The 24,333-nt window shown below is 74.0% G+C and carries 23 protein-coding genes and 1 other RNA gene; 14 read left to right on the top strand and 10 right to left on the bottom strand.

The window, feature by feature from the left end:
• Positions 1-20: 20 nt before the first annotated feature.
• A complete protein-coding gene (locus H299_RS0117670) occupies positions 21-557 on the bottom strand; it encodes a YceI family protein (RefSeq protein ID WP_027749478.1) in 537 nt (178 codons plus the stop codon).
• 102 nt (positions 558-659) lie between these two features.
• Between H299_RS0117670 and H299_RS34785 the strand changes: the two genes are divergently transcribed.
• A complete protein-coding gene (locus tag H299_RS34785) occupies positions 660-1,166 on the top strand; it encodes a MarR family transcriptional regulator (RefSeq protein ID WP_051262578.1) in 507 nt (168 codons plus the stop codon).
• Positions 1,167-1,172: 6 nt separating this feature from the next.
• Here H299_RS34785 and H299_RS0117660 read toward each other — a convergent pair whose 3' ends face one another.
• Positions 1,173-1,766 (bottom strand): hypothetical protein, encoded by a 594-nt coding sequence (locus H299_RS0117660; protein WP_027749477.1) that lies wholly within the window; start codon positions 1,764-1,766, stop codon positions 1,173-1,175.
• Between the two features lie 167 nt (positions 1,767-1,933).
• Between H299_RS0117660 and H299_RS0117655 the strand changes: the two genes are divergently transcribed.
• Positions 1,934-3,133, top strand: coding sequence for a histidine kinase (locus tag H299_RS0117655; RefSeq protein WP_078512826.1), 1,200 nt, complete (start codon positions 1,934-1,936; stop codon positions 3,131-3,133).
• Positions 3,130-3,825 carry a response regulator transcription factor gene (locus tag H299_RS0117650; RefSeq protein WP_199782463.1) on the top strand — a complete coding sequence of 232 codons (696 nt, stop codon included), beginning with the start codon at positions 3,130-3,132 and terminating at the stop codon, positions 3,823-3,825. The genes H299_RS0117655 and H299_RS0117650 overlap by 4 nt, the downstream gene beginning before the upstream one ends.
• A gap of 124 nt (positions 3,826-3,949) precedes the next feature.
• On the opposite strand, the gene H299_RS0117645 is transcribed toward H299_RS0117650, so the two are convergent.
• Both H299_RS0117645 and H299_RS0117640 read right to left on the bottom strand, forming a co-directional pair.
• Positions 3,950-4,627: a response regulator transcription factor gene (locus H299_RS0117645; RefSeq protein ID WP_027749474.1), complete on the bottom strand. Its 678-nt coding sequence runs from the start codon at positions 4,625-4,627 to the stop codon at positions 3,950-3,952.
• Positions 4,624-5,964 carry a histidine kinase gene (locus tag H299_RS0117640; protein WP_027749473.1) on the bottom strand — a complete coding sequence of 447 codons (1,341 nt, stop codon included), beginning with the start codon at positions 5,962-5,964 and terminating at the stop codon, positions 4,624-4,626. The genes H299_RS0117645 and H299_RS0117640 overlap by 4 nt, the downstream gene beginning before the upstream one ends.
• A gap of 222 nt (positions 5,965-6,186) precedes the next feature.
• Between H299_RS0117640 and H299_RS34780 the strand changes: the two genes are divergently transcribed.
• Together H299_RS34780 and H299_RS0117630 are read left to right on the top strand one after the other, a co-directional pair.
• Positions 6,187-6,972, top strand: coding sequence for an ABC transporter ATP-binding protein (locus H299_RS34780; protein ID WP_078512824.1), 786 nt, complete (start codon positions 6,187-6,189; stop codon positions 6,970-6,972).
• Positions 6,939-9,254, top strand: coding sequence for an ABC transporter permease (locus H299_RS0117630; protein WP_486587318.1), 2,316 nt, complete (start codon positions 6,939-6,941; stop codon positions 9,252-9,254). The genes H299_RS34780 and H299_RS0117630 overlap by 34 nt, the downstream gene beginning before the upstream one ends.
• Before the next feature lie 98 nt (positions 9,255-9,352).
• On the opposite strand, the gene eda is transcribed toward H299_RS0117630, so the two are convergent.
• Together eda and yaaA are read right to left on the bottom strand one after the other, a co-directional pair.
• The gene (eda, locus tag H299_RS0117625) at positions 9,353-9,997 is read right to left on the bottom strand and encodes a bifunctional 4-hydroxy-2-oxoglutarate aldolase/2-dehydro-3-deoxy-phosphogluconate aldolase (protein ID WP_027749471.1); all 645 of its coding nucleotides are present in this window, start codon (positions 9,995-9,997) and stop codon (positions 9,353-9,355) included.
• A 72-nt stretch (positions 9,998-10,069) separates the two neighbouring features.
• Positions 10,070-10,867: a peroxide stress protein YaaA gene (gene yaaA, locus H299_RS0117620; protein ID WP_027749470.1), complete on the bottom strand. Its 798-nt coding sequence runs from the start codon at positions 10,865-10,867 to the stop codon at positions 10,070-10,072.
• 208 nt (positions 10,868-11,075) lie between these two features.
• Between yaaA and H299_RS0117615 the strand changes: the two genes are divergently transcribed.
• From H299_RS0117615 to H299_RS0117605, 4 genes are all read left to right on the top strand, one after another.
• Positions 11,076-11,645 (top strand): Uma2 family endonuclease, encoded by a 570-nt coding sequence (locus H299_RS0117615; RefSeq protein ID WP_027749469.1) that lies wholly within the window; start codon positions 11,076-11,078, stop codon positions 11,643-11,645.
• Between the two features lie 28 nt (positions 11,646-11,673).
• Positions 11,674-12,091: RNase P RNA component class A (gene rnpB / locus H299_RS37640), an RNA gene on the top strand.
• Between the two features lie 90 nt (positions 12,092-12,181).
• The gene (locus tag H299_RS0117610) at positions 12,182-12,802 is read left to right on the top strand and encodes a TetR/AcrR family transcriptional regulator (protein WP_027749468.1); all 621 of its coding nucleotides are present in this window, start codon (positions 12,182-12,184) and stop codon (positions 12,800-12,802) included.
• Entirely contained in the window at positions 12,802-13,680 is an 879-nt protein-coding gene (locus H299_RS0117605; protein ID WP_027749467.1) for an ABC transporter six-transmembrane domain-containing protein, read from the top strand. Before H299_RS0117610 ends, H299_RS0117605 begins: the two co-directional genes overlap by 1 nt.
• Positions 13,681-14,240: 560 nt before the next feature.
• Here the strand turns inward: H299_RS0117605 and H299_RS34775 are convergent.
• Together H299_RS34775 and H299_RS0117595 are read right to left on the bottom strand one after the other, a co-directional pair.
• Entirely contained in the window at positions 14,241-14,423 is a 183-nt protein-coding gene (locus H299_RS34775; RefSeq protein WP_037759440.1) for a hypothetical protein, read from the bottom strand.
• A gap of 70 nt (positions 14,424-14,493) precedes the next feature.
• Positions 14,494-15,450: a PhzF family phenazine biosynthesis isomerase gene (locus H299_RS0117595; RefSeq protein WP_027749466.1), complete on the bottom strand. Its 957-nt coding sequence runs from the start codon at positions 15,448-15,450 to the stop codon at positions 14,494-14,496.
• 167 nt (positions 15,451-15,617) lie between these two features.
• On the opposite strand from H299_RS0117595, the gene H299_RS0117590 reads away from it, so the two are divergent.
• From H299_RS0117590 to H299_RS34765, 4 genes are all read left to right on the top strand, one after another.
• Positions 15,618-17,249 (top strand): alkaline phosphatase D family protein, encoded by a 1,632-nt coding sequence (locus H299_RS0117590; RefSeq protein ID WP_027749465.1) that lies wholly within the window; start codon positions 15,618-15,620, stop codon positions 17,247-17,249.
• Positions 17,250-17,331: 82 nt separating this feature from the next.
• Entirely contained in the window at positions 17,332-18,699 is a 1,368-nt protein-coding gene (locus tag H299_RS34770; protein WP_051262577.1) for a multidrug effflux MFS transporter, read from the top strand.
• Positions 18,672-19,829 carry a serine hydrolase domain-containing protein gene (locus H299_RS0117580; protein ID WP_027749464.1) on the top strand — a complete coding sequence of 386 codons (1,158 nt, stop codon included), beginning with the start codon at positions 18,672-18,674 and terminating at the stop codon, positions 19,827-19,829. The genes H299_RS34770 and H299_RS0117580 overlap by 28 nt, the downstream gene beginning before the upstream one ends.
• Before the next feature lie 135 nt (positions 19,830-19,964).
• Positions 19,965-21,098: a small ribosomal subunit Rsm22 family protein gene (locus H299_RS34765; protein ID WP_486587317.1), complete on the top strand. Its 1,134-nt coding sequence runs from the start codon at positions 19,965-19,967 to the stop codon at positions 21,096-21,098.
• 70 nt (positions 21,099-21,168) lie between these two features.
• Here H299_RS34765 and ddaH read toward each other — a convergent pair whose 3' ends face one another.
• On the bottom strand, positions 21,169-21,978 hold the full coding sequence (ddaH, locus tag H299_RS0117570; protein WP_027749463.1) for a dimethylargininase: 810 nt from the start codon (positions 21,976-21,978) through the stop codon (positions 21,169-21,171).
• Between the two features lie 462 nt (positions 21,979-22,440).
• Between ddaH and H299_RS0117565 the strand changes: the two genes are divergently transcribed.
• Complete coding sequence (locus H299_RS0117565; protein WP_027749462.1) at positions 22,441-23,181, top strand: bifunctional DNA primase/polymerase; 741 nt, start codon at positions 22,441-22,443, stop codon at positions 23,179-23,181.
• 56 nt (positions 23,182-23,237) lie between these two features.
• Here the strand turns inward: H299_RS0117565 and H299_RS0117560 are convergent, their stop codons facing one another.
• Positions 23,238-24,206 carry an SCO2278 family lipoprotein gene (locus H299_RS0117560; RefSeq protein ID WP_037759436.1) on the bottom strand — a complete coding sequence of 323 codons (969 nt, stop codon included), beginning with the start codon at positions 24,204-24,206 and terminating at the stop codon, positions 23,238-23,240.
• Positions 24,207-24,333: the final 127 nt, after the last annotated feature.

The raw sequence follows: 24,333 nt of genomic DNA, 5'->3' as shown, positions 1-24,333 counted from the left end.
GGACGCGGTGGCCGTCACGCTCATGCCTCGGTGGCCTCCGCCTCGAGCGTGATCGTGATGGTCTCGCCGATCATCGCCCCGGCGGCGCCGCCGGTGACCCCGAACTCCGTGCGGTTGATCTCGGTGGACGCGGAGAAGGCCGCGATGGCCTTGCCCTCGTAACCCTTCCCGAAGCCGTTCACCTCCAGGCTGAGGGTGACGGGACGGGTGACGCCGCGCAGCGTGAGTTCGCCGTCGACCAGGAAGGTGTCGCCGTCGGGGCGCACTCCGGTGGAGGTGAACTTCAGGTCGGGGAACTCCTCCGTGTGCAGGAAGTCGGGCGCCAGCAGGTGCGCGTCACGCTGCTCGCTGCGGGTGGAGACGGAGGAGGCTTCGATCGTCGCGGTGACGGAGGACTCCAGCGGGTCCTCGCCGGTGACGATCTGGCCCTCGAACCGGTCGAAGCGGCCCTTGATCTTGGCGATGCCCAGGTGCTTGACGGAGAAGGCGACCTCGGAGTGGATCGGGTCGATGTTCCAGGTGCCGGCTATGTAGCCGGGCGGGACGGAAACGGACACAGGGAACTCCCAGAATGACGGTCGGTGTACGCTCCGTGAGCGAGCGCAGTGCGAAAGTATCAGTTTCGTGTTGAGTGCTCAACTACTTGTAGGGTAGGGGTCATGCCCGTCCCCGACCCCGGCCAGCAGCGTCACCCGCACCGAGCGCAGGACTGGCTGACAGACCGCGAGCAGGAGCTGTGGCGCTCCTACATGACCTCGCACGCCAAGCTCCGGGCGCACCTCGACCGCAGGCTGCGCATGGACGCGGGCATGCCCGTCGCCTACTACGAGATCCTCGTCATGCTCTCCGAGAGCCCCGGCCGCGCGCTGCGCATGAGCCGCCTCGCCGCCGTATGCGACTCCTCCCGCAGCCGCCTCTCGCACGCGGTCGCCGCGCTGGAGAAGGAGGGCTGGGTCAGCCGCTGCGCCACCGACGGGGACCGCCGCGGCTCCGTCGCGCGGCTGACCGACGCCGGATTCGCCGCGCTGGAGGCCGCGGCGCCCGGACACGTCGCCGAGGTGCGCGCCTGCCTGTTCGACGGGCTCACCCCCGAGCAGCTCGACACTCTCCGCGAGGTCAGCCGCATCCTGCACGACAAGCTGAACCGGCGCGCCGCCGAGGTGTAGGGCCGCTCAGCCGTGCGCCCGGCGACGCCGGTAGTAGGCGACCGTCACCACCGCCAGCAGCGGGCCCCAGAGCAGCAGCGGGACGTAGCAGGCGGTCATGACGTGGGCGGCGGTGCCCGTGGGCGAGTGCGGCCCGCCCATCTTGTCCGGATCGTTCCAGGTGAATGCCCCGACTGTCGCGAGGAGGGTGACGATCAGCGCGCCGAGCGCGGCCGGGATCACCGCCGCCGGCGCGGGTATCCGGCGCCCGCCCAGCCAGGGCACCCAGCGGGGCAGGACCTCGCCCCAGCGCTGGACCAGCCCCAGCGTCAGCAGCCCGAGGCACTCCGCGAACACGCTGAGCGTGATCAGGTAGAGGGACGGAAGACCGAGGAGTTCGACGTCGTGCAGGGGGTCCGGCGCGGAGAATCCGGACGGCGCGCCCAGCGCGATCGCGACCCGCCACACGCCGCTGGGCAGCAGGGTGAGCGCGGCGGCCGTGGCGGCCCAGCGGATCGGACGGGAGACGAGGTGCGCGCTGTCCGGAAGCTCGCGCCGGGTGTGGTGTACGGCCGATGTGGCGGCGGGCGCCGTGGGAGCCGTGGGTGCGGTGGTCGTCATGGGGTGACTCCTTGTCCGTGGGCTCGTCCGGGGTGATGCCCTCAGCCTTGTCTCTGCGTGCCCGCCGGGCCATCTGCCGATCGGCGGATCATGCCGCCGCAGCCGCCCCCCGGCGCCTGCCGATCGGGCGATGCAGCCCGGTGCTGCCGTCGGCTAGCGTCGCTCCCATGACCCCAGCCAGTGGAGACGGACGAGCGGTCCGTGCGTACGCCGTCGGCGTCGCGGCGGGCGGTGCGACGCTGGGCACCGTGCTCGCGGCCGACGGGCTCAGCCCGTTCCGGGCGCTGTCCACCGTCGCCGTGGTGGCCGTCGCCGGGTGGGCCCTCGGCGGCTGGTCCTACGCCGCGCACCGGCTGGGGTGGCCGCTCGCCGGGGCCGCCGCGCTCTCGCTGCTCACGACCTTCGTCCCGCCGCCCCTCTCCACCGAGGAGACGGCGGGATGGAAGCTGTTCGAGGTCTTCGCGCTGCTGGCCCTCCTGGCCGTGGTGGTGCGCCTGTCGCCCCGGCGGCCCGCCGTCGTCGGCGGCGCGGTGGCCGCCGGGGCGGTGGCCCTGTGGACGCTGCCGCTGCTGGAGGCCGAGTCCTGGCTGGAGAGGATCGCCGTCCCGCTGCCGTGGCTGCTGCCCGTCGCGGTGGCGGTGGTGATCGGCGGATACCCCCGCTGGGCGGCTCACCGGGCACGGCTCGCGGTGACCGAAGCCCGCCGCCTCCAGCAGCTCGAACTCGCCCGCGACCTGCACGACTTCGTCGCCCACGACGTCAGCGCGATCGTCGTACAGGCGCAGGCCGCAAGGTTCGTCGCCGACAGCGACCCCCGGCAGGCGCTCCTCGCACTGGAGCGCATCGAGAAGGCGGGGCTCAGCGCGCTGGCGTCGATGGACCGCACCGTACGCACCCTGCACGACGCCGACGGCGGCCCCCTCGCCCGGTCCGCCTCCACCCCTCCCGGAGTGGACCAGCTGCCGCAGCTGGTCGAGCGGTTCGCGGCCGAACGGAGCCCCGAGTGCCGGTACGCGGCCGAGCCGGGCGCGGCCGAAGCGCTGTCCCGCGAGGCGGGCGTGGCGGCCTACCGCCTGGTCGTGGAGGCGCTGACGAACATCCGGCGGCACGCCTCCCCGGCCGCCCGCGTCGAGGTGGCCGTGACGTGGGCCGCTGGGCGGGCGGCGCACCCCGGCGCGGTGGAGGTACGGGTGGTCAACGCCGGCCCGCCGGGCGGCGGCAGCGGCCCCGCCGCGCTGCGCCGACGCGGCGGAACCGGGCTGGCCGGGCTGCGCGCACGCGTGGAGGCGGCGGGCGGCACGCTCACCGCCGCCCCCGACCGTGACGGATGGCGGGTCGCCGCCGTCTTCCCCGAGGCGGCATCATGAGCGGGGTGACCACACGCATCCTGATCGCCGACGACCAGGAGGACGTCCGCAGCGGCTTCCGGATGGTCCTCGACTCGCAGCCGGACATGACCGTCGTCGGCGAGGCCGCCGACGGCGAGGCGGCCGTCGCGCTCGCGCACGAGCTGAAGCCCGACGTCGTCCTCGCCGACATCCGCATGCCCCGCCTCGACGGGCTCGAGGTGACCCGGCGGCTCGCGCCGACCACCCGCGTCGTGGTGGTCACCACCTTCGACATGGACGACTACGTGCGCACCGCCCTGCGCGACGGCGCCTGCGGCTTCCTCCTCAAACGCTCGGGACCCACCCTGCTCATCGAGGGCATCCGCGCGGCGATGGCCGGGGACACGCTCCTGAGCCCGCAGATCACCGTGCGCCTCCTGCGCGAACTCGCGGGCCCGGCAGGCGGGACGGCACGGGCGGGCGGCGGCTCCCCCGCCCCGGCGCCGCATCCGCTGACCGACCGGGAGATGGAGATCGTACGGCTCGCTGCCCGCGGCCTGACCAACGCCGACATCGGCGCGCGGCTCTTCATCAGCGCGGGCACCGTCAAGACCCATCTCGCCAACATCCAGGGCAAGCTGGGCGCGTCCAGCCGGGTCGCCATCGCCGCCTGGGCCTGGGAGCACGGGCACGCGGCGCCAGGCGACAGGGGCGCTCCGGCGGATCTTTGAGGAGCGGCCCGCGGCCTCCGGTGCCGTGCCGTGCGCGGAGGGGCGGGGAACCGCCCTCGTGCGGGGTGTACGCGGGCGGTGCGACCACGGAAGAGATCCATCGGACCGTCCGCCTGCGACCCGGCTACGCGCCGCCGCCCGGGGCGATCAGCCCCGTCTCGTAGGCGAGGACGACGGCCTGTACGCGGTCGCGCAGGTCCAGCTTCGAGAGGATGCGGCCGATGTGCGTCTTGACCGTGGTCGGGCTGAGGAAGAGGCGGTCGGCGAGTTCGGCGTTGCTCAGGCCCGTCGCGAGCAGGCGCAGCACTTCCAGTTCGCGCGGGGTCAGGCCGGACAGGTCGCGGTGCGGGGTGGCGCCCTGCGGCTCGTCGCGCTGCGCGAAGCGCTCGATCAGGCGGCGCGTGATCGTCGGCGCGAGCAGGGCGTCGCCGGACCGGACCAGGCGGACGGCGGCCACCAGGTGCTCGGGGGTGACGTCCTTGAGCAGGAAGCCGCTGGCACCGGCGGTGAGCGCGGCGTAGACGTAGTGGTCGAGGTCGTACGTGGTCAGGATGATGACCCGGGTGCCGTCCGGACTGCCGTCGGCCAGGATGCGCCTGGTCGCCTCGATGCCGTCCATCTGCGGCATCCGGATGTCCATGAGGACGACGTCCGGCCGCGTGCGGCGGACCGCGGCGACCGCCGCGGCTCCGTCGGCGGCCTCGGCCGTCACCTCGATCCCGTCGGCGGTGAGGATCATCCCGAAGCCGGTACGCACCAGGGCCTGGTCGTCGGCGATGACGGCGCGCAGCGGCGGGCTCACGCGGCCCGCCGGGGAGCGCGCGCCGTGATCCGGAAGCCGCCGGCGAGGGTCGGGCCGGCCGTCAGCTCGCCGCCGTAGACCGCCAGCCGCTCGCGCAGCCCGATCAGGCCGCGGCCGTTCCCCTCCGCCTGCCCGGCGCCCCGTACGCCGCCGGTGTCGGTGATCTCGATCTCCAGATCCTCCTCGGAGTGGCTGATCGTGACGGTGGCCTCGGCGCCGGGCGCGTGCTTGATCGTGTTGGTCAGCGCCTCCTGGACGACGCGGTATCCCGTGAGGTCCAGCCCGGACGGCAGCGGGTGGGGCGGCAGCGACACCGCGACGCGCACCGGTGTCCCGGCGGCGCGCACCCGCGCGACGAGAGCGTCGAGCTGCCCGAGCCCCGGCTGGGGCACGAGGCCGTCGGGGCGCTCGTGGTCGGGGGCGGCCAGCAGGCCCATCACGTGGCGCAGTTCGGCCATGGCGGCCCGGCCCCCGGCCTCGACCGCGAGCAGTGCCTTCTGCGACTGCGCGGGCGCCGCGTCCATCACCTTGCGCGCCGCGCCCGCCTGGATGACCATCACGCTCACATTGTGCGTCACGACGTCGTGCAGCTCGGCGGCGATCCGGGTCCGCTCCTCCTCGACGGCTCTGCGTGTGGCCTCCTCCTGGTCCTGTTGCAGCCGCGTGTAACGATCCTGATGCTCCGTCAGCTGCCGCCGCCAGCTGCGGCCGAGGCTCGCCAGCACCCCGGCGATCAGCAGCACGACCGCAGGGCTCGACCATCCCGGCAGCACGGGCTCCGTCTCCCGGAAGGCGACCCCGGCCAGCACGGAGGCGAGGAGCAGCCCGCCCATGGCCCCCACCCGGTAGCGGCTGTGGGCGACGGCGCTGTATGCGCCGATGACGCAGGTCAGGACGTTCATCCAGGCGGCGTCGTCGACCATGGCCAGGGTCGCGCCCAGCACCACCGCGAACGCCGTCAGCGGATACCGGCGGCGGTAGGCCAGCGGCAGCGCCGAGAGTACGACGAGTGCCCACAGCACCGGCGAGGACTCGCCCTCCCACGCACCGGGGCCCGGCGGGGGAGCGTCCGGCGGTGGGGGAGGACCTGACGAGGGAAGGTCCGGCGAGGGGGGTTCCGGCGCGGGAGGGTCCGGCGGGTGCGGTACGTCCTGCTCGATATGGACGGGCCCGCTGTCGGGGTAGTGCACCGCCAGGATCAGCATGACGACGGTCAGCACGATCGCCAGCACCACGTCGGCGCGCACCGTCCCGCGCGCCAGGGGAGCGGGTCTCGCCTCCGGGCGGAGCGCGGTCCGCAGCTGCTGACGCCATCCGCGCCGGTCTTCCGTGTGCACCGGGCCATTGTGCGGGGAGCGCGCCCCGGGCCGCATCGGCCTGTCCGCCCAGGGCCCGGCCCGTCAGGAGTACTTCGCAGGGAGGACCCCGCGACCGGATCGTCCGCGAGGAGGGCCGCATGTCGGTGCCGCGGCGGACGTGCGCGGACAAGCTCCGCCCCTACGTTCGCCGTTGCCGGCAACCGGCAGCTCTCCCTCCCGATGCGAAGGACGGACATCCCGATGACCCAGGTGATCCAACTGGAGGGCGTGGCCAAGCAGTACGACAGCGCCGGGGCGCCCGTACTCGGCCCGCTCACGCTCACCGTCGAACAGGGTGAGGCGCTCGCCGTGACGGGCCCCTCCGGCAGCGGCAAGTCCACGCTGCTCAACCTCGTCGCCGGTCTGGACAGGCCCACCGAGGGCACCGTGACGGTGGCCGGGCAGCGGATCGACCAGCGCACCGAGTACGGGCTGGCCCGGTACCGCCGGGAGCGGATCGGCATGGTCTTCCAGTTCTTCAACCTGCTCGACGACCTGACCGTCGCCGACAACATCCTGCTCCCCGCGCAGCTGACCGGGACCCCTCGGCAGCAGGCGAGCACCCGTGCCGGTGAGCTGATGGAGCTGCTGGGCATCGCCGGGCACGCCCGCGCCTACCCCGGGCGGCTCTCCGGCGGGGAGCGCCAACGGGTCGCGGTGGCACGGGCGTTGATCAACCGGCCCGCGCTGCTGCTCGCCGACGAGCCGACCGGCGCGCTCGACACGGCCTCCGGCCACGACGTACGCGAGCTGCTGGTGGACCTGCACCGCGCCGGGCAGACCCTCGTACTGGTCACCCATGACCCGGCGCTGGCGCAGGCGTGCGCGAGCCGCACGATCCATCTGGTCGACGGCCGACTCGCCCTCGACACACAGGCGGAGGCCGTCCGATGTAGGGCTGGGGCATCGGCGCGCTCGGCCGGGTCGTCCGCGCCGGAGTCGCCCGGCGGCGGGTGCAGACGGTGGTCGTCGCGGTGGCCACCATGATGGCGGTGGCCTCCTCCGTGGTCGCCGGCGCGCTCATGGTCGCCGCGGACGCGCCCTTCGAGCGGTCCTTCGAGAAGCAGCACGGCGCACATCTGACGGCACAGTTCGATCCGGCCAAGGCAGGTACGGAGCAACTGCGGGACACCGGGCGGCTGGCCGGGGTCACCGCGAGTGCGGGGCCGTTCCCGGTCATGTCGCTCCACCCGCAGGACCGGGAGGGCGGACAGCTGCCGGGGCTGACCCTGGTCGGGCGCTCCGCACCGCACGGCGACGTGGACAAGCTGGACCTGAAGTCCGGCCGATGGGCGAAGGAGCCGGGCGAGATCGTGCTGTCCGCCGGGTTCACCGGACCCGACCTGGGAGTCGGCTCCACCCTGCGGACGTCGGACGCCGCCGGCAGCCGGTCCCTGACGATCGTCGGCTTCGCCGTGTCGGCCGGCCGGACCGCCGACGCGTGGGCGACCCCCGCGCAGGTCCGCGTGCTGGCATCGAAGAACGGCCCGGTCACCAGCCAGATGCTCTACCGCTTCGACTCCGCCGGGACGGACGCGCAGATCACCGCGGGCCGGAAGACGCTCGCCGCCGCCGTGCCCTCCGGCGCGCTGCTGGGCGCCGAGTCCTGGCTGGAGGCCAGACGCGCCGCCGACCAGGGTGCGGCGCCGACCATTCCGTTCCTCCTCGCGTTCGGCGTGCTCGGCCTCGTCATGTCGGTGATCATCGTGGGCAGCGTGGTCAGCGGCGCGGTCGGCACCAGCCTGCGCCGGATCGGCATCCTCAAGGCCATCGGCTTCACCCCGCGCGAGGTCGTACGGGCCTACGTGGCGCAGGCGCTGATCCCGGCCGGTGCCGGTATCGCGCTGGGGGTCGTGCTGGGCAACCTGCTCGCCGTGCCGCTGCTGGCGGACACCGAGTCGGTGTACGGCTCCGCCTCGCTCGCGGTGGCCTGGTGGGTGAACCTGGCGGTGCCCGCCGCCGCACTGGCCGTGGTGGGGGCCGCGGCGCTGGTCCCCGCGCTCCGGGCCGGGAGGCTGCGTACGGTCGAGGCCCTCGCGGTCGGCCGGGCGCCGCGCACGGGACGCGGCCGGTGGGCGCACCGCGCGGCGGGGAAGCTGCCGCTGCCGCGGGCGCTGACGTACGGCCTGGCCACCCCCTTCACCCACCCCGTCCGTGCCCTCGCGATGCTGCTCGCGGTGGCCTTCGGAACGGTCGCAGCGACCTTCGCGGTGGGGCTCACCGCGTCCCTGAACGCCATCGTCGCCACCCAGGACCCCGAGGACCGCGCCGCCGTCACTGTCGTCAGCGGCGCAGCGGTCCCCCAGGGGCCGCCGCCCAGTGGGCACCGGGCCGATCCACCACCCCCGGAATCGGAGAAGATCCGCGCCGCCATCGAGGCGCAGGCGGGCGCCGCGTCCTACTACGGCACGACCCAGGGGGAGGTCACCGTGGCAGGGGTCTCCGGCTCGGTCCGGACCACCCTCTACCAGGGCGATTCACGTCCCGGCAGCTACGCGATGATCTCCGGACGCTGGATCACCGGAGCCGGGCAGGTCGTGGTGCCCTCGCGCTTCCTGGAGCAGACCGGCACCAAGATCGGTGACACGGTGCGGGTGACCCTCCGGCAGAGCGCCGGGCAGAGCGCCAGGACACTGCGGATCGTCGGCGAAGCCTTCGACACTTCGGGCGATCAGCTGAAGATCCACGCGGATCTGGGCAGCTTCCCGTCGGCCGAGCCCGACACCTTCCTCATCGACGTGCGACCGGGCGTCTCGCCTGCCGCGTACGCCGAGGATCTCGCCGCGACGGTGGAGCCGCTGGGCGGGCACGCCATGGCCAACTCCCCCTCGGAGCGGGACAATCTGATCCTGGTCCTGGAGGGTATGGCGCTGCTGCTCACCCTCATGCTGGTCTCCGTGGCGGGTCTCGGCGTGCTCAACTCCGTCGTCCTGGACACCCGGGAGCGCGTCCACGACCTGGGCGTGTGCAAGGCGCTCGGCATGTCGCCGCGGCAGACCGTGGGCCTCGTGCTCGCCTCGGTGGCCGGGATCGGCACGCTCGGCGGACTGGTCGGCGTGCCGGCCGGGTACGCGCTGCACGGTTTCGTACTGCCGGTGATGGGGCGGGCGGTGGGGACCGGCCTGCCGCCGTCAGTCCTGGAGGTGTACGGAGCCTGGGAGCTGGCGTTGCTGGGGCTGGCCGGGATCGTGATCGCCGCGCTGGGCGCGCTGCTGCCGGCGGTTTGGGCGGCCAGGACGCGTACGGCCACGGCGCTGCGCACGGAGTGACGAGCGGGCGCGACCCGCGGGTCGGCACCTGTGGGTCGCACCCGTGGTCCGCCTTCGCGGGTCGCATCCGCCACGGCCGCCTTCTGGGTCGCCGCGCCTCAGCCGTGCGGGCGCAGCTGGGCTGCTGCCCGCGCCAGGGTCTCCACCCGTGCCCAGTCCTTCGCCGCCAGCGCGTCGGCGGGGAGCATCCAGGTGCCGCCGACGCAGCCCACGTTGGGCAGCGCCAGGTATTCCGGGGCGGATGCCGCACCGATCCCCCCGGTGGGGCAGAACCGCGCCCGGGGTAGCGGCGCCGCCAGCGACTTGAGATACGGCACCCCGCCCGCGGCCTGCGCCGGGAAGAACTTCATCTCCGTCACCCCGCGCTCCAGCAGCGCGACGACCTCCGAGGTCGTCGAGACGCCCGGCAGGTACGCCGCCCCCGAGGCGCGCATCGCCGTCAGCAGCCGGTCCGTCCAGCCGGGGCTGACCAGGAAGCGGGCCCCGGCGTCCACGGCGGCCTGCACCTGCTCGGGGGTGAGCAGCGTGCCCGCGCCGACCACGGCCTCCGGCACCTCCGCCGCGATCCGGCCGATCGCGTCCAGCGCCGCGTCCGTGCGCAGCGTCACCTCGATCGCGGGCAGCCCGCCCGCCACCAGCGCGCGGGCCAGCGGCACCGCGTCCGCCGCGTCGTCGAGGACGACGACCGGCACGACGGGGGCGAGGTCGAGCACGGACGACAGGGGCTGCGCGGGGGAGGTCATGCCGGCCATCCTGCCGCCACCGCGCGCACCGCGCAACGCGCGTTGCGCATCACGCAACAAGCGAGGTGCCGCTCAGAGGTCCGTCACGATGACGTCGAGCTGCCACGGGCGTCCCGGCCCCGCCGGTGCCCCGCCCTCCACCGTGTAGCCCAGCTCCCGCAGCGTACGCGCCAGCGCCGCCGGATCACGCGGCGCTGCGCCCGCCTCCAGCAGGTCCCGCAGCAGGCGCCCCTTGGTGGCCTTGTTGAAGTGCGAGACCACGCTCCGCTTCTCCACGCCCGCCACGATCCGCGACTGGAGCACCCGTACCGTCGCCGTTCGCTCCGCCGGCCCGCCCTCCGGCCGCCACATACCCGCATACGCCGACGAGCGCAGGTCCAGTACGAGGCCGCCGCCCGCCACCGCCGGGATCACCTCCGCCATCGGCCCCCGCCAGTGCCCCGCCAGCGCGCCCAGCCCCGGCAGCCGTACGCCGCCGGAGCACCGGTAGGCGGGAATCGGGTCCTTCAGCCCCACCGCGCCCCACAGACCGGAGAAGACCAGCAGCGCGTGGTTCGCGCGCCGCTTGGCCGCCGCGCTCAGCGTCGCCAGGCCCAGCGCGTCGTACAGCACGCCCGTGTAGATCTCCCCGGCGGGACGTACGGGTGCCGTCCGCAGCCCGGCGTTCCGCGCCACCTCGCCGCGCAGGCCCTCGCTCAGCCCGAGCACCTCGCGGGCCTTGTCCTCGTCGCCGGAGCAGAGCGCGACCAGTTCGGCCAGCACCGACGCGCGCGCCTCCGTCAGGCCGGGCAGCGACAGCGCCTCCAGGTCCAGCACGGACCGGGAACGCACCGTGGCCTTGCCCTCGGACGGCGGCAGCAGCACGAGCACGTGTCTTCCTCTTTCCTTCACGGCGACGGGGTACGGGGCAGCGCCCCGTCCCGCACCCTACGACGCCGCGTCGCTCAGCCTCCGCGTCCGCCCGACGACGACGGGCGGGCTGTGCCACGATCGAGTGAGAAGACCCGCTCCCGGTGGTGCCGACCCCCTCGGCGCCCGAGCATGGTCGCGACCAAGGAAAGGGCGTGACATGGCAGTCATGGCACACGAGCCGCTTTCGCAGGAAGAAGTCCTGCTGGAGGGCTTCTTGGCCCTGGGTACGCCGGAAGGCTTCCGGGCCGAGTTGATCGAGGGGGAAATCGTCGTGACGCCACCGCCGGACGGGGACCACGAGGACTACATCGGGTTGATCGTGAACCAGGTGGCCCGGCGGGCCGCAGCGGACATGCAGTTCTCCGGCCACAAGGGCCTCAAGATCATCGGTGGGCCGTCGGCTCTCACCCACCGCCTGATCCCCGACGGCACCTGGGCGCCCACGGAGCGACGCCTCTTCCGCGGAGCGGAATCGTGGATGCCCAGCGAGGGCGTGGCCATGGTGGCCGAGGTGACCTCCAGCCGCGCCGACCGCGACCGCGAGACCAAGCGCCGCTGCTACGCGCAGGGGGAGATCCCGCTCTACCTCCTGGTGGACCGTAGCCGGGGCGCGGTCACCCTCTTCAGCGGCCCCAAGGGCGGCGACTACCAGGATGTGGTCACCCATCCCTTCGGCAAGCCGATGCCGCTGCCCGCCCCGTTCTCCCTCGACCTGGACACGTCCGCCTTCGAGTGATCGCCCAGGTAGGATGAGCGCAGACAGACGAGTCGCGCGGGCGGTCGCGTCGGAATCCGCGAGGGTTCCGCCGAGGAACGTCCGGGCTCCGCAGGGCAGGGTGGTAGGTAACGCCTACCTGGGGCGACCCACGGGAAAGTGCCACAGAAAACAGACCGCCGGGGTCTCTTCGGAGGCACCCGGTAAGGGTGAAACGGTGGTGTAAGAGACCACCAGCGGCCAGGGTGACCTGGCCGGCTCGGTAAACCCCACCTGGAGCAAGGTCAAGAGGGGCTGTCCGTCCGCGAGGACGGCAGCCCTGCGCGGATGATCGAGGGCGGCCCGCCCGAGTCCGCGGGTAGACCGCTGGAGGTCGCCGGTGACGGCGACCGTAGATGGATGGCCGCCTCCGGGCGGACCGCGAGGTCCGCCCGAGACAGGACCCGGCGTACAGCGCGACTCGTCTGTCGCTCCCGCTCCTCGCCCCGGAAGGCCCCGGGTCCGGAGAACCACGGAAAACCACTGGTGGCTCGGAGTGGGCCCGCTAGAATGAATGAATGTTCACTCAAGATGCCGGTGCGCAGGACGCACCCTCGCCCCGCAGGACGCAGCTCCTCGACGCCGCGTGCAGGCTCATCGCGCGCACCGGCGTGCGGCGGCTGCGGATGGAGGACCTGGCCCGGGAGGCGAAGGTCTCGGTCGGGCTGCCCTACCGCTACTTCGCGAGCCGGGCCGAACTGCTCGCCGGGGTGCTGGACTACGTCGCCTCCGGCGCGGCGGAGCAGCAGCGCCGCCGCTCCCCCCAACGGCATGAGCTCGGCGGGGAGTTGGCGGACGCGCTGACCGCCGACTTCGCGGACGACCCGCTCGCGGTGCAGACCGCGCGGGTGTGGAGCGAGCTGTACGCCGAGGCCCTGTTCGACGAGGCGCTGCGGCACCGGCTGCGCGAGGTCACGTACGGGTGGATCGAGGAGATCAGCGAGGTGATGGCGGCCTCCGTCGGGCACCCGGCCGCGACGGTGCGCCCGGTCGCGGAGCGCCTGGTCGTCACGGCGGACGGCGTCAACGGCTGGTGGGCGCTGGGGATCGTGGACACCGCACAGGCCAGGGAGCTGGTGCTGGCGGCGGTACGGGCCGCCCTCGCCCAGGACTTCGGCGACGCGGCGGGCTGCCCCTGATGGGTGCCGCACACCGCTGGCCGCCCGTGGTCGGCCGGGCCAAGCGCAGGATCGCGGTGACCTACACCCTGGCGGTGCTGGAACTGGGCTGCGAGACGGCGTACCCGTGGGCCGTCGGCTACGCGATCGACAGGCTCCTGGACGGCAACCCGCGCGGACTCGTGCCGCTGGTCGCCGTCTGGCTGGCGCACGCCGGCCTCGGCGTGGTCCGACAGGCCTACGACACCCGGCTGTTCACCTCGCTCTACGCCGAGGCGGTCAGCGACATGCTCGGCCGCGGGAACAGCGCCGGGGTCTCCACGGCCGCGCTGGCGGGTCGCTCCGCGCTGGCGCGGGAACTCGTGGAGTTCTTCGAGGTCGACGTGCCCATGGTGCTCACCGCGGTGCTGGGCTGCGTCGGCTCGCTGCTCCTGCTGTCCGCGTACGAGCCGCGCGCGGGCGCCCTCGCGCTGGCGCTCGTGGTGCCCGTGGCCCTGCTGAACTGGCGGTACGGCAGGCGTGCCGCCACCTTGAACGCGGCCATCAACGACGCGGCCGAGCGGGAGGTGGACGTCATCGCTTCCCGGCAGCACTCGGCGGCCGTCGAGCACTTCCGGCGGCTCGCGACCCTGCGGGTCCGCCTCTCCGACGCGGAGGCGCGCACCTGGGGACTGACGGAGATCTTCCTCGCCGCCACCGCCGTCGGTGCGCTGCTGCTGCTCACCACACCCGCGCCCACCAGTCCCGGCACCATCTACGCGGCCATGACCTACCTCTTCGCCTTCATCGGCGGGCTCGACGCGGTGCCCAGCGCGGTCGAACGCACCGTCCAGGCCCGCGACATAGCCGAACGCCTGCACCCGGACCACGTGGCGGCCCCGCAGCCCGACACCCGCTGACCGGCCTGCCCGGCCGGGCTGCGGGTGTCGGGCTGCGTGGGAAGCTGCGGGGGAGGGCGCCCGGCCGCGCCCCCCGCCCGCCCTCTTGGTCACCTGTGCCCGCCCCGTGCGCCCAGGGGGCGCCGCATGCGCCCCGGGCGGCATAGGGAGATCCCTTGATGCTCCGAACGGTCCTGGTGCGCCGGAGCGGCGGTCTGGTTTCGTGGCGACTACAGCCGTTACGCTGGTCCAGACCACACTGACCAGGTGGGGGGATCATGAACTGCACGAAATGCGGAGCCACGGTAATTCAGGGGCCAGGTGGCGGCTGGTCGTGCAACAACTGCGGAGCGAGCGGATGACCAAGGAGCCACCCCGGTACATCTCCGATCGCGCCACTCTCAACTGCGCACACTGCGGTTGGGGCGAGGTGCAGATCGGGCCTCAGGGCGGATACGTGTGCCCCCAGTGCTTTCACACGAAGATCCCGCCGGGCCAGCCCCGGGCCGAGGACAGATAGCTCGCGAGGACCAGAGCTGCCCGCCCTGTCCGCCCTGACCGGGCCGCCTGACCGGCACCGGTCAGGCGGCCTTCGTCAGCTCCGCGCGGACGGCGGCCCGCCACAGCGCGCGGAGCCTGTCCAGCTCCGCCAACTCGGCCGGAGCCCAGCGCGTCCGCCCCGCGACGAACGCGCGGATCGCGGCGTTCGCCTCGGCCGCGGACGGTGGCGTCGGCGTCGGCAGGTGGGGTGAAGAGCTCGGCATGCATCCAATGTAGGGGCTGGTACTGACAACGGCACCCGCCTTTCCCGCGCTTGGGCGGTCCGAGGGGCGCTCAGCCGATGCGTACCGCCGTGCCCGAGACGTGGACGCGCGGGTCGCCGGGGCGCAGCTCCACCTCGAGCACGCCGGGGCGGCCCATGTCCGCGCCCTGGTGGAGGGTGAGGGTGGCCTCCTCGGGCACCAGGCCGAGTTCGCGCGCGTAGCCGCCGAAGGCCGCCGCCGCCGCTCCGGTCGCCGGGTCCTCGACCACGCCGCCGACGGGGAAGGGATCGCGGACGTGGAAGACCGTGCCCGAGGCGGAGTCCGGGTCGCGCCACACCAGTTGGAGTGTGGTGAGGTCGAGCCGCAGCATCAGGGCCTTGACCCGCTCGAAGTCGTACTCCAGTCGCGCCAGCCGGTCCCGGGTGGCCGCGGCCAGGACGAGGTGGCGGGCACCGGCGAAGGCGATCCGGGGCGGGATGGCGGGGTCGAGGTCGGCGCCCTGCCAGTCCAGCGCGGCCAGCGCCTCGGTGAGGTCGGCGTCGGCGACGGGTGAGGAGTGCGGCTCGACGCTGCTGAGCGTGGCCCGCAGCTCCCCGCCGCCCGAGGTGCGGTCCGTGGTGCCGCCCGCGCCGCCGCCGGCCGTGACGGTCACCGGGATGGCTCCTACGGGCGAGGCGAAGCGCAGCTCGCCGGGGCCCTCCCGCTCGGCGAGTGCGACGGCTGTCGCCACCGTGGCGTGCCCGCAGAAGGGCACCTCGGCGAGCGGGCTGAAGTAGCGGACGGTGTACGCGCGTCCGGATGCCGCCTCCCCCGCCGGCCCGGGCGGGGGAGGGGTGAGGAAGGCGGTCTCGGAGTAGCCGACCTCGGCGGCGATGGCGAGCATCGCCTCGTCGCTCAGCCCGCGCGCGTCCAGCACGATCCCGGCCGGGTTGCCGCCCTCCGGGGAGCGGGAGAAGGCGGTGTAGCGGAGGACCTCGGCGGTGGCGTGGCCGCCGGCGGTGCCGGTCGCGGCGTCGTGTGTGGTCATGGCCCCAGGAACCAGTCAGGGGCGGCGCGGTATTCCGAGAGGCCCGGGCCCCGTGCGCGGGAGCGGCGCCGGGGGACACCGCCCGGTCACCAGTCGCCACCGGATGGCCATACCTCTGTCGCGTACGCGACAACGGGGGGCCGTTCCCGGCCGATGCACTCGGCGGCATGACGCACACAGTGAGCGCCGACCGAGAACTCCGCGCCGCGGCCCGTCATCCGGGCCGGAGGCGGTTCCTGACCGTCACGGGGGCCGCCGCCGCGCTGGCCTTCGGCACCAACCTCCCCGACACCGCGCACGCCGCGCCCGCGCTCGACCCCCGCACCATCGGCAAGGACCCCTTCACCCTCGGCGTCGCCTCCGGCGACCCGCTGCCCGATTCGGTCGTGCTGTGGACCAGGCTCGCGCCCGAGCCCTTCCGGGCGGACAGCGGGCTGCCTGCCGAGCCGGTGACCGTCCGCTGGGAGCTGGCCCGCGACCGCCGCTTCACCCGGTCGGTCCGCCGGGGCAAGGTCACCGCGCACCCGGAGTTCCACCACTCGGTGCACGTGGAGCCCGGCGGGCTGGAGCCCCGCGTCCGCTACTACTACCGCTTCCGGGTGGGCCGTTGGACCAGCCCCGTCGGCTCCACCCGTACGGCGCCCGCCGCCGGCGCGCGGCCCGGCTCGGTGCGCTTCGCGGCGGTCTCCTGCCAGGCGTACCACCAGGGGTACTTCACCGCACTGAAGCACCTGGCGGCGGAGAAGGACATCGACGTGGTCTTCCACCTCGGGGACTACCTCTACGAGTACGCCGTCGACTCCGCGGGCGGCGACCGCAAGTACACCGACAAGGTCCTGCCCGGCTTCTTCGACAAGGAGACGGAGACCCTGGAGGACTACCGACTGCGCTACTCCCTCTACCACTCCGACCCCGACCTGCAGGCCGCGCACGCCGCCCACCCGTGGATCGTCACCTGGGACGACCACGAGACGGAGAACAACTACGCCGACGACACCCCGGAGAGCGGCGGCCCCGCCGAGGAGTTCCTGATCCGCCGCGCCGCCGCCTACCGCGCCTACTACGAGAACCTCCCGCTGCGCCTGCCGCAGCGCCCCGAGGGCGCCGACCTCCAGCTCTACCGGCGGCTGCGCTACGGACGCCTCGCGCAGTTCGACGTGCTGGACACCCGCCAGTACCGCGACGACCAGGCCGACGGCGACGGCTGGAAGGTCCCCACCCCCGCGTCCGAGGACCCCGCCCGCACCCTCCTCGGCGCCACCCAGGAACGCTGGCTGACCGACGGCTGGCGGACCTCGGACGCGGTCTGGAACGTCGTACCCCAGCAGGTGGTCTTCGCCCGCCGCCGCAACCGGACCGCGGCACCGCACCCGCTCTCCATGGACGCCTGGGACGGCTACCCCGCCTCCCGGCAGCGGGTCCTCGACGGCGCGCGGAGCGCCGGGGTGGAGAACCTGGTGGTGCTCACCGGCGACGTCCACGTCCACTACGCGCTCGACCTCAAGGAGGACTACGACGACGCCGGCTCCCGCACCCTGGGTGTGGAACTCGTCACCACCTCGGTCGCCAGCGGCAGGGACGGCGCCGAACGCCCGGACAACTGGGACGAGATGCACGCCGCCAATCCGCACCTGAAGTTCTACAGCGGGCTGCGCGGATATGTGGTGGTCACCCTGGACGAGGAGCAGCTGCGCGCGGACTACCGCACGGTGTCCAAGGTCACCACCCCCGGCGGTACGGTCAGCACCGCCGCGTCGTTCGTCACCCGCGCGGGTGATGCAGGTCTCAGGCCGGTCTGACCTTCACCGGTCTAAACGGGTGGGCCGGGGCGATTTTCCCTGGGAGAATGTGTCTGCCGTTAACAATCTCCTGGAGAGGTGCATGACCGACCCCGGCCCCTCGACTCCGGCCGCCGTACCCGCCCCGCCCCTCGCCCGCACCGGCGCACCCGTCGCCTCCGGCGGGCCCCGCGCCCCGGGCGCACCGGCCGATTCCCGCACCGGTCGAGGCTCCGGCCAAGGCGCCGCCGCGGCACCGCAGTTCACGCCCCGTCGGCGCACCGGCCTGCTGGTCACCCTCATCCTCGGCAGCCTCACCGCGTTCCCCGCGCTGTCGATGGACATGTACCTCCCGGCCCTCCCGGACGTCGGCAGCGCGCTGAACGCCCCGGCCGCCTCCGTCCAGCTCACCCTGACCACCTGCCTGCTCGGCCTCGCCGTCGGACAGCTCGTGGTGGGTCCGATGAGCGACCAGTTCGGCCGTCGCCGCCCGCTGCTGGCGGGCATGGCGCTGTACGTGCTGGCGAGCGCCGCCTGCGCGGTGGCGCCGACGATCGGCACGCTCACCCTCTTCCGGCTCGTCCAGGGACTGGCCGGAGCCGCGGGCATCGTGATCGCCCGCGCGGTCGTGCGCGACCTGTACGACGGGCTCGCGATGGCCCGCTTCTTCTCCACCCTGATGCTGATCTCCGGCGCCGCCCCGATCCTCGCCCCCGTACTGGGCGGCCAGGTCCTGCGCTTCACCGACTGGCGCGGCGTCTTCCTGATCCTGACCGCCATCGGGCTGGTGCTGCTCCTGGTCGTGCTGCGCAAGCTGCCCGAGACGCTGCCGCGCGAGCGGCGCGCCAAGGGCGGCGTGCCGGTCGCCCTGCGCACCATGCGCGGGCTCTTCGCCGACCGCGTGTTCACCGGCTACCTGCTGGCGGGCAGCTTCACCTTCGCCGCACTGTTCGCGTACGTGGCCGCCTCGCCGTTCGTCATGCAGGAGATCTACCGGGCCTCGCCGCAGACCTTCAGCCTGCTGTTCATGGCCAACTCCGTCGGCCTGGTCGCCGTCGGCCAGATCAACGGGAAGATCCTGGTCGGCCGGGTCTCCCTGGACAAGGTGATCAGCTTCGGACTGTGCGTGGTGACGGGTTCGGCCGTCGCCCTGCTGCTGATGACCCTGGGTGTCTTCGGCCCGGCCGGGCTGACGCCCGTCGCCGTCGGGCTCTTCACACTGATGTCCGGCATGGCGCTGATCCTGCCCAACGCCAACTCGCAGGCCCTGATGCGCACGCCGTACGCCGCCGGGTCCGCCTCGGCGCTGCTGGGCACCTCGCAGTTCCTCGTCGGCGCGGTCGCGTCACCCCTGGTGGGCGTCGCGGGCGAGAGGACGGCGGTGCCGATGGTTCTCGTACAGCTCGGCGCGCTGCTGGTCGCGGGGGCGTGTTTCCTGGGACTGTGCCGCCCGTGGCGTACGCGAGACTGAGGCCCGCGGGCTCCCCCGAGCGGGCGGGCCTGCGATCGGACGAGCTGGCCTCGCTGGTGCGGGGCGTCGACGCGCTGCCCGGCACCTGGTGCTCCGGCGCGGTGGTGGTGGCCGGGCGCGGCCCGTACGTGGCCGCGCGGCACGCGGCCGGATGGGCGGTGCGCTACGCCGCGTACGACCCGGAGGGGGACCGCGGCGTCGAGCTGCCGCGCGGACGCTGGGCGCCCGCCCGGCCGGACACCGTCTTCGACCTCGCCTCGCTCAGCAAGCTCTTCACCGCGATCGCCGTGCTCCAGCAGGTCGAGCGGTCCACCCTCGACCTGGAAGCCGAGATCGCCGGTTACGCGCACCGGTTCGGCCGCCGCAAACTGCCCGCACACGGCCTCACCCTGCGGCACCTGCTCACCCACACCTCCGGGCTGCGGCCGGAACTGCCGCTCTACGACCACGGCCCGCAGACCCGTACGGACATGCTGTGGTCCGAAGAGCCGCTCACCCCGCCCGGCGGCGCGTATTGCTACTCGGACCTGAACCTGCTGCTGGCACAGGGCGTACTCGAACTGGTGACGGGCCAGCCGCTGGACGCGCTCGTACGGGAGGGCATCACCCGCCCCCTGGGCATGAACCGCACCCGCTACCGCCCCCCGCCGAGCTGGCGCCCGCACATCGCGGCCACCGAGGACCAGCGCCGGCCCTGGGGCAAGCTGGACCGGGGCATGCTGCACGGCAAAGTCCACGACGAGAACGCGTACGCGCTCGGCGGCGTCGCGGGCCACGCGGGACTCTTCGCCACGGCGGACGACCTCGCGGTGCTCTGCCGCACCCTGCTGACCGGCGGCGCGTACGGGACCGGGCGCATCCTCGCGCCGTCCTCGGTGGCGCGGCTGCTGGCGCCGCCGGGGCTGGGGTTCGGCGTCGGACAGGAGTGGTTCATGGGCGAGCTGGCTGGTCCGATGAGCGAGCGGCGGGCGGCCGGGCACACCGGTTTCACCGGCACCAGCCTGGTCATCGACCCGGTCACCGACACGTTCCTGGTGCTGCTGGCGAACACGGTCCACCCGGTACGCCGCCCCGCCGACTCGGCGCCGCGCGCGGCGGCGGCGACCCGGCTGGCCCGCGCCGTACGGTGACCCGCGGCGCGAGTGTCGGCGCCGCCGGGGCCGCGCTGCGGGCACAGCCCCAGGCCGTGCCGAACACGGGCGCGTCTGCTCCCGCCTCCGCCTTCGTCCCGCCAGGCGCGACGGGACTGCCCGTAAACTGCTGCGGTGCACGACATCACCTCCCCACCGGTCGAAGAGCAGCTCCGGGCCGTACTGGCCGGGCTCCTCGACGGGCTGCCCGCCCGGCAGGCGTCCGGCGCCGTCGACCGGCTGATCGCCCACTACCGGGGGGCCACCCCGACGCACACCCCCGTGCTCCGGGACCGCGCGGACGTGGTGGCGTACGCGGCCTACCGGATGCCCGCCACCTTCGAGGCCGTCGCCGCCGCGCTGGGGGCGCTCGCCGACCGGCTGCCGGGCTGGTCACCGGCGTCCCACCTGGACGTGGGCGGCGGTACCGGCGCGGCCGTGTGGGCGGCGGCGCGCGTGTGGGCGGGGGAGGGCGAGGGCGGCGGCGTGCCGCGCCGCACCGCCGTGCTCGACTGGGCCGAGCCCGCCCTCGCGCTCGGGCGTGAGCTGGCCGCCGGATCGGCCGGGGCGGCACCTCGGGCGGCGCGCTGGCACTCCGGGAAGCTGTCCGCCGAGACGCTCACGGCCGCCGCGCGGGAGCTGTCCGACGCCACCACCGGGGCGGGCCCCGGCGTCGAACTGGTCACCGTCTCGTACGTGCTCGGCGAGCTGACCCCCGCCGACCGCCGCGAGACCGTCGCCGCCGCGGCACGCGCCGGACGTGCCGTGGTGATCGTCGAGCCGGGCACCCCGGAGGGGTACCTGCGGGTGCTGGAGGCCCGGCAGCTGCTGGTGGACGCCGGGCTGCGGGTGCTCGCCCCCTGCCCGCACAGCGCGGCCTGCCCGATCACCCCCGGCACGGACTGGTGCCACTTCGCCGCCCGGGTCAGCCGCTCCTCGCTGCACCGGCGGGTCAAGGGCGGCTCACTGCCGTACGAGGACGAGAAGTTCAGCTACGTCGCGGCGCTGCGCCCCCATCCGGTGGCGAGCGAGGAGGCGGAGCGGCCCGCCGGGGCGCGGGTCGTCCGCAAGCCGCAGCTGCGCAAGGGGCTGGTGCTGCTGGAGCTGTGCACCGCCGAGGGCGAGCTGCGCCGCACGACCGTCAGCAAGCGGCACGGCCCGCTCTACCGTGCGGCCCGCGACGCGGAGTGGGGCGACGCCTGGCCGCCGGAGGCGGACGCGGCCACGCCGGCCACACCGGAAGCGCCCGAAGCCGGGGCAGGCGGCTGACCCGGCTCCCGGGATCGCCGGGAGCCGGGCCGGCCGGTGGGTCAGGGGCCTGCGGCCCGCGGCCCGCGGGTCAGTCGCGCAGCTCGGCCGTGCAGCACTTGACGCTGCCGCCGCCCTTGAGCAACTCGCCGAGGTCGACGCCGACCGGTTCGTAACCCCGTGCCCGGAGCGGCTCGAACAGGCCCTGCGCCGCCTGCGGCACCAGCACGTGGTGGCCGTCGCTCACCGAGTTCATCCCGAACGCCTGCGCATCCGCCTCCCCGGCCACGATCGCGTCCGGGAAGAGCCGCGCCAGGACGGCCCGGCTGCCCGGCGAGAACGCCTCCGGGTAGTACATGACCGCGCCGTCCACGGCGTCGTCCAGCACGCACAGCGCCGTGTCGAGGTGGTAGTAGCGCGGATCGACCAGGTCCAGACCGATCACCGGGCGGCCGAAGAACTCCTGGACCTCGCCGTGCGAGAGCGGGCTGCTGCGGAAGCCGCGCCCGGCCAGCAGCCAGGACGCGGTGACCGCGAAGTCCCCCTCGCCCTCGTTGATGTGCTCGGGCTCGCGCACGTCGGCGTAGCCGTGGCTGCGGTACCAGTCGAGGTGCGCGACGGCCTCGGCGGCGCGTTCGGGATGGGCGAAGCGGGCGCCGAGGACCCGGCCGCCGACGACGGTGGCGCCGTTTGCCGCGTACACCATGTCGGGCAGTCCGGGCCGCGGTGCCAGCTCCTCGACCGTGTGGCCGAGCGCGCGGTAGCGGTCCCGGAGGCTCTCCCACTGCGCGAGCGCGAGCGGGAGGTCGACCGGCTTGCCGGGGTCCATCCAGGGGTTGATGGAGTACGTCACACGGAAGTGCTCTGGTGGGCACATCAGATAACGGCGGGCTTTGAACAACGAGGGCTCCTCACGGGATCGCCGTGCACTGTGTCGGCCGTACGGCCTCACCTGCGGGAGCCGGCGGCGTCGCCCGCCGACGATCACAGGTGAGAACGATGGTCCACTGTGCGGGGCGCGTTCGCCGGGATTCCCGCGGAAAGCACGTGAGCGCCGCGTACGCCGTACGGCTGGCGCCCCCGGCCGCGCTCCGCCGTCGTGCGCCCACCGTGCGCCGCACCCCCGCTGCGCGCCGACCTGCGAAGGGGAGGAGTATGGGGGTGAGTCATCCCCGAGGTGAACGCGGCGTGGCCCGCGACGGGGCGTGCGGTGTCCGTGCCGGGTGGGTGCGATCGGCGGTCGTGATCGCGGATTCGGCCCTGTGCCCGCGTGCCGCTGCGTACCCTCGACCTATCCGGGAGCGCGGGATCAGCGTCCGGAGGAGCGGCGCCACGGTCCCCGGTCGCGAGAGTGAGGCGGTAGATGGAACGCGAGGGCAGATTCTCCCAGTGGCTGCGGCGGCGCGCCCGTACCGGCGCGGGCGGCGGTGCCGCGGAGGCGGGCGGCGGGCAGGCCCGCGAGGATCTGCTGCTGGCGGCGGCCGGCGCCGGCTTCCCGCTGGCGCCCGCCGCGTATCCCGAGGGTTACGGCTGCTCCTGCGTACGCATCGGGTGTCCGACTCCCGGCAGGCATCCCGTCTCCTTCGCCTGGCAGACCCAGGCCACCACCGACCCTGGCCAGATCACGCGCTGGGCCGCCGGCGAGCCCGAGGCCAACTTCATCACCGCCACCGGCCGCGACCACGACGTGCTGGACGTACCGGTCGAGGCGGGCCGGATGGCGCTGGAGCGGTTCGACGCGGAGGGCACGGGGACGGGGCCGGTGGCCGTCTCCGGCGGTGACCGGATGCTCTTCTTCACCGCCACCCGCGGCACCCCGGAGGACGAGGACGAGTGGTGGCCGTGCGAGCTGGACTGCCACCCGGAGACGATGGACGAGCACCCGGGCCTGCGCTGGCACTGCCGGGGCAGCTACGTGCCGGTGCCACCCGCGCGGCTGCCCGGTGACGGCGCGGACGCGGTGGTGCGCTGGCTGCGGCCGCCGGTGCCCGGCGAGGCGCTGCCCGAGCCGCTCACGCTGCTGGAGCCGCTGACGGACGCCTGCGCGGTCTACGCCGGTGGCCAGCCGGACCAGGACAGCGCGGCCCCCTGGCCCGTCCGCTAGGAAACCGCCGTCGGGCCGGGCCGCGCGCCCGCGCGCGGCCCGGCTGCCCGCCGCGCTCACTCGCCGCGCGCGCTGATCAGACCGGTGGTGCGGCTGACGAAGGCGAGGTCCCCGCCGTCCTTGGCGGCGGGCACCGTCACCGCCTGGGACGACATCCGCACGTAGGTGATCGACTGCTTCGGCGTGCCAGTCATCAGCGCCTTGACGTACGGGTCCTTGACCTTGGGCGAGTACCCCTTGGCGACGGTCTGCTTGGTCTGGTGGTGCGAGGCGAAGAAGACGAGCGCCCCGCCGTTCTTCGTCCGTAGCCCGAACGGCGTGAACTGCGGCGGCTTGGCGGGCAGATCGGCCCACTCGGTGCGTACGCCCTCCTGCTTCGCCGCCTTCTCCCGCTGCTCGCGCAGCACGCTGGTGTGCGTGCCCGGCGCGAAGTCGCCCTCCCCCTCCTTGAGGTAGCGGGTGTAGGTCCGGCTGAGCTTGGCGGGCGGGACGGCCAGCTTCGAGCCGGAGATCTCCGGTACCTCCTGGGCGTACCCCTCCTTGTCGACGGCGAAGTCGGGCACCTCGCCCTCGGGGACCACCGCGAGGTACGTCGCCTTCCAGGCGGCTTCGGCGCTGTCGCGCTGGAAGACCAGCAGCCAGCGGTTGCCCTCGGAGGCGCTGCTCGCGGTGTCGGCGACGAACGACTTGGGCCAGCCCGCCTGCTCGGGTATGAAGAAGCGCGGGTCGGTCAGCTTGAGCGGCGTGTGGTCCTTGTTCTTCTCCCCGTCGACCTTCCGGCGGGACTTCAGGCCGGCCTGGTCGATCGCGCCGAGCGCCCCGGCCTCGACGGTGGCGTTGAGCTTCGCGTCCAGGTTCTGGCTGGACTTGTTGTGCGTCGCGGTGAACTTGTCGAGGGCCTTCTGCGCCTCGGACTCGCCGACCGCCGGGATCACGGCCGTCTCCCCGTGCACGGTCATGCATCCCGACAGCGTCAGGGCCAGCACCGCAGGGATCGTCGTCGCCGCCAGCAACCGGGCTCTCATCCTGCGTCCTCCCACACGGCCTTCCGGGATTCGAAACCCTACCGCTGCGCGGCGGCGCCCGGGCGCCCGGTGCCACACCCGGCCGGCGGGGCGGCGTACGGCGGGCAGCGCGCGGGCGGGTGTGGCA

Source organism: Streptomyces sp. CNH287 (assembly GCF_000424825.1).
The sequence above is the reverse complement of the archived record's forward strand: the minus strand, read 5'-3'. Positions and strand labels throughout refer to the sequence as shown.